Source organism: Mycobacterium sp. (assembly GCF_019243155.1).
Taxonomy (GTDB): Bacteria; Actinomycetota; Actinomycetes; order Mycobacteriales; family Mycobacteriaceae; genus Mycobacterium.
Genome location: NZ_JAFAUS010000484.1, coordinates 1 through 5,650 on the forward strand (window position 1 = coordinate 1; position 5,650 = coordinate 5,650).

The following is a 5,650-nucleotide window of genomic DNA, read 5'->3' on the forward strand; positions in this document are numbered from 1 at the left end:
CATCCCGGTTGGTCGGCAGTGTGGGGGCCGCTCGTCGGGCCGATCGTGGCGATCGTGTCCTTCGTCTGCTCGATCGGCAATGTGCCGCTGGCGGCGGTGCTGTGGAACGGCGGCATCAGTTTTGGTGGAGTTGTGGCGTTTATCTTCGCCGACCTGCTGATCGTGCCGATCCTGAACATCTACCGCAAGTACTACGGCACCAGGATGATGCTGACGCTGCTGGGCACCTTCTATGCCGCGATGGTCGCGGCCGGATATGTAGTCGAATTGCTTTTCGGCACAACCGGTCTCATCCCCAAACAGCGCACTGCCACGGTGATGGAAGCGACGATCTCGTGGAACTACACCACCTGGCTCAACATCGCGTTCCTGATCGTCGCGGCACTGTTGATCGTCCGGTTCGTCACGTCCGGAGGGTTGCCGATGGTGCGCATGATGGGTGGGTCCCCTGACGCGCAACCGCATGACGGCGCGCACGAGTGATCATTTTTGTCGGTGGTTGCCGCTAGTTTGGCGGTATGAGTCCAAGCGGCATAGTCGATTTCGAGGCGATGACGGCCGGCTTCGATACGATGGATGTCACGTTAGAGTCGATGGCCGACGACAGCGGTGATTCATTGACCACCCAACAGCAGTTCGAATTATTGCAACGATGCGAGCGGCTGCGACGACGGCTACCGGTCCTCGAGCATCCTTTGATCAATTCGCTTGCCCGCCAAGCTACCCCGGAAGAACTGGGCGGCAAGCTCTCGCACGCGATCGCCGAGTGGACACTGATCAGCAGAGCCGAGGCTTCTCGACGCGTCCACGAGGCCGTCGACCTGGGTCCACGCAGCGGCCTGACCGGAGAACCACTACCGCCCGCCCTGGCGGCCACGGCCGAGGCCCAACGCCGGGGCAAGATCGGCGCGGGACAGGTCGCGGTGATCCGCAAGTTCTACCATCAGCTGCCCGGCTGGGTCGATTTCGCCGCTCGCGAGGCGGCCGAAGTTCAGCTGGCGAAGTTCGGGTCGGAGTTTCGCCCCGAACAACTCGCCGAACTGGCGCAAGGACTTACCGATCGGCTCAATCCCGATGGCACCTATCACGACGAGGACCGTGCGCGACGCCGCGGCCTCACGCTCGGCAAGCAACAGGGCGACGGCATGTCGGAGTTGCGTGCCTGGCTGACACCGGAAACGCGCGCCACCATCGATGCCGTGCTGGCCAAGCTCGCGGCCCCAGGCATGTGCAACCCGCTCGACGACACTCCCTGCGTGGACGGTGCGCCGTCCGAAGAGGCGGTTGAGCGTGACGCGCGCTCGGCAAGCCAGCGCAACCACGACGGGCTGCAAACAGCGCTGCGCGCGCTGTTGGCCTCAGGCGAACTCGGCCGGCACAACGGACTGCCGGCCTCGATCGTCGTCACGACCACGCTCGCCGAGCTCGAAACAGCGAGCGGACGCGGTCTCACCGGTGGCGGCACCATCCTGCCCATGAGCGATGTCATTCGCCTGGCCCGGCACGCACATCATTACCTCGCGATCTTCGACAAAGGCAAGGCCGTGGCGCTGTATCACACCAAGCGGCTGGCCTCCCCCGGGCAGCGAATTGTGTTGTACGCCAAGGATCGCGGTTGCTCCGCGCCGGGCTGCACCGTGCCCGGCTACTACTCCGAAGTCCATCACGTCACCGACTACGCCACGTGCCACGCCACCGACATCGACCAGTTGACCTTCGCCTGCGGGCCCCATCACCGGATTCTGCGGCCGGGCGGCTGGCGGACGCAGAAGAACGCCAACGGCGACACGGAATGGATCCCGCCGCCGCGGATGGAGCGCGGGCAGCCACGCACCAATAGCTTTCATCATCCGGAGAAGCTGCTGCGCGACGGGGACGAAAAGGACGACCCGTAGACGCGTTGTGGCAGAGCGGCTTTGGCTCAGGACCGCCCGGAAAGCTTTTGGCGGATCCTCCGGTTGACGGGCTCGGGCAGCAGCGCGGATACGTCACCGCCCAGCATCGCCACCTCCTTGGCCAACGACGACGAGACGAACGAATACTGCGGCGTGGTCGCGACGAAGAACGTGTCGACGCCGGCGATGTGCTTGTTCATCTGCGCCATCTGCAACTCGTATTCGAAGTCGGTGTCAGTGCGCAAGCCCTTGACGATGGCCGTCATTCCGCGCGCCCTGACGAAGTCGACCACCAGACCTTTGCCCGCCTCCACCCGCAGATTCTTTAGGTGGGCCGTCGACTCGTTGATCATCGCTATCCGCTCGTCGAGGTCGAACATGCCCTTCTTGGCGGGATTGAACAGAATCGCCACGACGACCTCGTCGAACTGTGCCGAAGCGCGCTCGAAGACATCGATGTGGCCCAATGTCACCGGATCAAACGACCCTGGGCATACCGCGCCGCTCATAGGCCTCGACGGTACACGGTGCCCTAAATCCGCTCTGCCAGCTCCAAACGGGTGTCGCCGTACACCCGCGGCGGCCAAATCGTCCAACCGGCCGGCCAGGTCAGCGGCGCGCCACCGGCGGCACGCTCGAGCACCGCGACGGTTCCCGAACGCACCCAGCCGTGTTCGGCCAGGGCGGCCAACGCGGCCTCGACCTCGGCGGCCTCGACCTCGTAGGGCGGGTCGGCCAGCACGACATCAACCGGAGAGCCGGCCCCGGCCGCCAAGACCGTCGCGACCGCGCCGCGGCGCAGCGTCGCGCCGGGCAGGCCCAGGGCCTCGATGTTGCGCGCGATGACGGACGCGGTCCGCGAGTCGGACTCGACGAACAGCGCCGAGGCGGCCCCGCGCGACAGCGCCTCCAGACCCAGTGCCCCCGAGCCTGCGTAAAGATCAAGCACCGCAAGGCCGCTCAGATCCCGGCGCGCGCTGATGATGTTGAAAAGCGACTCGCGTACCCGGTCGGTGGTGGGCCTGGTTCCCCGCGGCGGGACGGCGATGCGCCGCCCCCCGGCCACGCCGCCGATGATTCGAGTCATATGCGGGCGCTTACAGCAGCGTCGACCAGTAGTCCCAAAACCGGGCCAGGATCAGTAAAAACACTGCGGTGAACCACAGCGCGGCGATCGACCATCGCCATTGGTACAGCAAGAGCGCCGGTGCGGATCCGCCACGCGCCAGCACCTGACGAGCGACGATCGACGCGACGACCACCAGCAGCGAGACCGTCACCGCCCACACCACCATGCAATACGGGCACAGCGCGCCGATGCGGTACAGGCTCTGAAAGATCAACCAGTGCACGAACACCGTGCCGATCAGGAGCCCGACCATCAGACCGATCCAATACCATTGGGGCAGACTGACTTTCGCCACCGCCAGCAGGCCGGTGACGGTCACGACTGTGAATGCCACGAGGCCGAGCAGCGGATTGGGGAAGCCCAGGACCGACGCCTGCGGCGTGGTCATCACCGAGCCGCACGACAAAATCGGGTTGATGTTGCACGACGGCACGTACGACGGGTTCAGCAGGATGTCGATCTTCTCGACCGTCAGCGTCATCGACGAAATCAGGCCGATCACACCGGCGATCAGCACCCACCATGCGCTGGGCGCCCCAACGGGTGCCGCAAGATTCGAATCCGGTGTCAGGTCGCCGGCTTGCTCGGTGGGTTGTGCTGACACCGGGGTCGTCACGTCTGGGGGGGAGTGGAGGCGGTGTCTATGCCCGGCACATCGCCGACGATCTGCTTGATCTTGGTGACCAGAGCATCGGGGGTCGACGGCTCATAGTCGTCACCGTTGATCTTGATCGTCGGAGTCGCGTTGATCTTCGCCGCCGCCGCCTCGCCGGTGACACTGGAAATGTACTTGCCACTGTTGATGCAGTCCGGCACGGTGCCCGCCGCGCCTGCCTCACGGGCGATTTCGATCAACCGCGCGTTGTCCGGGAATGTCTTGCCGGTCTCGCTCGGCTGAATGTCGCTGCTGTACAGCGCGGAATGGAAGCGGCGGAACGCGTCGAGGGACTCGTCGGCGACGCACTTGGCCGCAGCGCCCGCCCGCGACGAATAGTTCTGGTTCTTCGCGCTGTCGAGGATCGACACCATGTTGTAGTCGGCCGCAATGGCACCGATGTCGATCAGTTTGGAGACCGTGGGCCCGAAGGTGCGCTCGAAGTTACCGCAGGCCGGACACAGGAAGTCCTCGTAGAACGACACCACTGCCTTGGGGTTGCTGGTGCCGGGCTGGTTGACCAGCTTGCTCGACGTCACCCGCACGGTGTCGCCCGGGCCGTTCGCGGCGACCTTCTTGTGGTGCGACGTCACGATGTAGAAGACGAGCGCGACGGCGAAAATCACGACGAACGCGGTGCCACCGATCTGGACGAGTCGGCCGGATTTGCCGTTGGCCGACTTCATGTCGAATTGCGGAGGACGTTTGGATTTGTCGGCCACAGGACCCCTGATCTTTCGCTACTCGAGTTATCGCTTGGGCGCCTCACAGATTACCGGCGCCGACCGCTCAATAAATCAGACCCGGCTGAGGTGGGCGCGCAATGCCGAGATCAACTCGTTGGTGGCGCGCAGGCTGCCGCCCCCCAGCTTGAACAGATTGATGAAGCCGTGCGTCAGCGAGCCCATGTACCGCAGGTCCACCGCCGTCCCGGCATCCCGCAACGCCGTCGCGTAGGCCTCGCCCTCGTCGCGCAACGGATCGAAACCCGCGACAGCGATCAGCGCCGGCGCGAGCCCGGACAGCGACTCGGCCAACAGCGGCGAAATCCGCGGATCGGACCGGTCGATGCCCGAACCGCGCAGGTACTGCGACTCGAACCAATCGATGTCCCGCTTGGTCAGCACGAATCCGCGGGAGAACAGGCCCAGCGACCGGGTGTGAGCGGTGAAGTCGGTCCGCGGATAGATCAGCCACTGCAGCACCGGGGCCGGGCCCCCCTCGTCGCGCGCCCGCTGGCTCACGACCGCGGCCAGGTTGCCCCCCGCGCTGTCCCCGCCGACCGCGACCCGCCCGGGCGCGGCGCCGAGTTCTTCGGCATGCTCGAACGCCCACTTGAAGGCCGCGTAGGCGTCTTCGATCCCGGCCGGGGCAGGATGTTCGGGAGCCAGCCGGTAATCGACCGACAACACGTGAATGCCGGCGTCGCGGCAGATCAACCGGCACAACGCGTCGTAGGTGTCCAGGTCGCCGATCGACCAGCCGCCACCGTGGTAGAAGACGAGCACTGGAGGCCGGGTTTCGGTCGCGGCGGGACGGTAGTGTCGCGCGGCGATCCCACCGGCCGGGCCGGGTAGCGACAGCTCGTCGACCTCGACGTGCACCTGCGGTCCGGGCAACCCCACGATCTGCTCGCGCAGCGAGGCGCGCGACAGCTCGGGGTCGTCGTCCACCACCAGGCCATCGATGCCGACGGCGCGCAGCCCCGACAGCATCAGCTGCAGCGTGGGATCGAGGGTGTTTCCGTCGATGACGACCGACCGACCACGGACCAGCACGCGCCGGACGGCGGTGGGAATCCACGGGATGACGTTCACGCCGACACTGGTGAGGGCGCCCTGCATGCGACTGGTCAGGCGCATGGGGGGCCGTTTGGCCCCGAGATGTAGGTCCGGCGCGCCCGGCAGACTCCTGGTCATCTGCAGTCCCCTCTAAACGACGATCACGCTGAAACGACGGTAACTCTCCCCC

At 65.7% G+C, this 5,650-nt stretch carries 7 protein-coding genes; 2 read left to right on the plus strand and 5 right to left on the minus strand.

Going from position 1 to position 5,650, the window contains the following annotated elements; all coding sequences use genetic code 11:
- Together JOZ00_RS24335 and JOZ00_RS24340 are read left to right on the plus strand one after the other, a co-directional pair.
- The coding region (locus JOZ00_RS24335) for a permease (RefSeq protein ID WP_293349266.1) at window positions 1-483 on the plus strand (483 nt) is incomplete at its 5' end.
- A gap of 35 nt (window positions 484-518) precedes the next feature.
- Window positions 519-1,895, plus strand: coding sequence for an HNH endonuclease signature motif containing protein (locus tag JOZ00_RS24340; RefSeq protein WP_293349268.1), 1,377 nt, complete (start codon window positions 519-521; stop codon window positions 1,893-1,895).
- A gap of 26 nt (window positions 1,896-1,921) precedes the next feature.
- On the opposite strand, the gene coaD is transcribed toward JOZ00_RS24340, so the two are convergent.
- From coaD to JOZ00_RS24365, 5 genes are all read right to left on the minus strand, one after another.
- On the minus strand, window positions 1,922-2,404 hold the full coding sequence (gene coaD / locus JOZ00_RS24345) for a pantetheine-phosphate adenylyltransferase (RefSeq protein WP_293349270.1): 483 nt from the start codon (window positions 2,402-2,404) through the stop codon (window positions 1,922-1,924).
- A gap of 23 nt (window positions 2,405-2,427) precedes the next feature.
- Window positions 2,428-2,982: a 16S rRNA (guanine(966)-N(2))-methyltransferase RsmD gene (gene rsmD, locus JOZ00_RS24350; protein ID WP_293349272.1), complete on the minus strand. Its 555-nt coding sequence runs from the start codon at window positions 2,980-2,982 to the stop codon at window positions 2,428-2,430.
- A 10-nt stretch (window positions 2,983-2,992) separates the two neighbouring features.
- Entirely contained in the window at window positions 2,993-3,595 is a 603-nt protein-coding gene (locus JOZ00_RS24355) for a vitamin K epoxide reductase family protein (protein ID WP_293349279.1), read from the minus strand.
- 41 nt (window positions 3,596-3,636) lie between these two features.
- Window positions 3,637-4,401 carry a DsbA family protein gene (locus JOZ00_RS24360; protein ID WP_293349275.1) on the minus strand — a complete coding sequence of 255 codons (765 nt, stop codon included), beginning with the start codon at window positions 4,399-4,401 and terminating at the stop codon, window positions 3,637-3,639.
- Between the two features lie 75 nt (window positions 4,402-4,476).
- The gene (locus JOZ00_RS24365) at window positions 4,477-5,598 is read right to left on the minus strand and encodes an alpha/beta hydrolase (RefSeq protein WP_293349277.1); all 1,122 of its coding nucleotides are present in this window, start codon (window positions 5,596-5,598) and stop codon (window positions 4,477-4,479) included.
- Window positions 5,599-5,650: the final 52 nt, after the last annotated feature.

What these genes read in the sequence shown, in the direction of transcription:
- coaD (WP_293349270.1), bottom strand. Translation starts at nt 2,404, where the DNA reads ATGAGCGGCGCGGTATGCCCAGGGTCGTTTGATCCGGTGACATTGGGC.
- JOZ00_RS24365 (WP_293349277.1), bottom strand. Translation starts at nt 5,598, where the DNA reads ATGACCAGGAGTCTGCCGGGCGCGCCGGACCTACATCTCGGGGCCAAA.
- JOZ00_RS24340 (WP_293349268.1), top strand. Translation starts at nt 519, where the DNA reads ATGAGTCCAAGCGGCATAGTCGATTTCGAGGCGATGACGGCCGGCTTC.
- rsmD (WP_293349272.1), bottom strand. Translation starts at nt 2,982, where the DNA reads ATGACTCGAATCATCGGCGGCGTGGCCGGGGGGCGGCGCATCGCCGTC.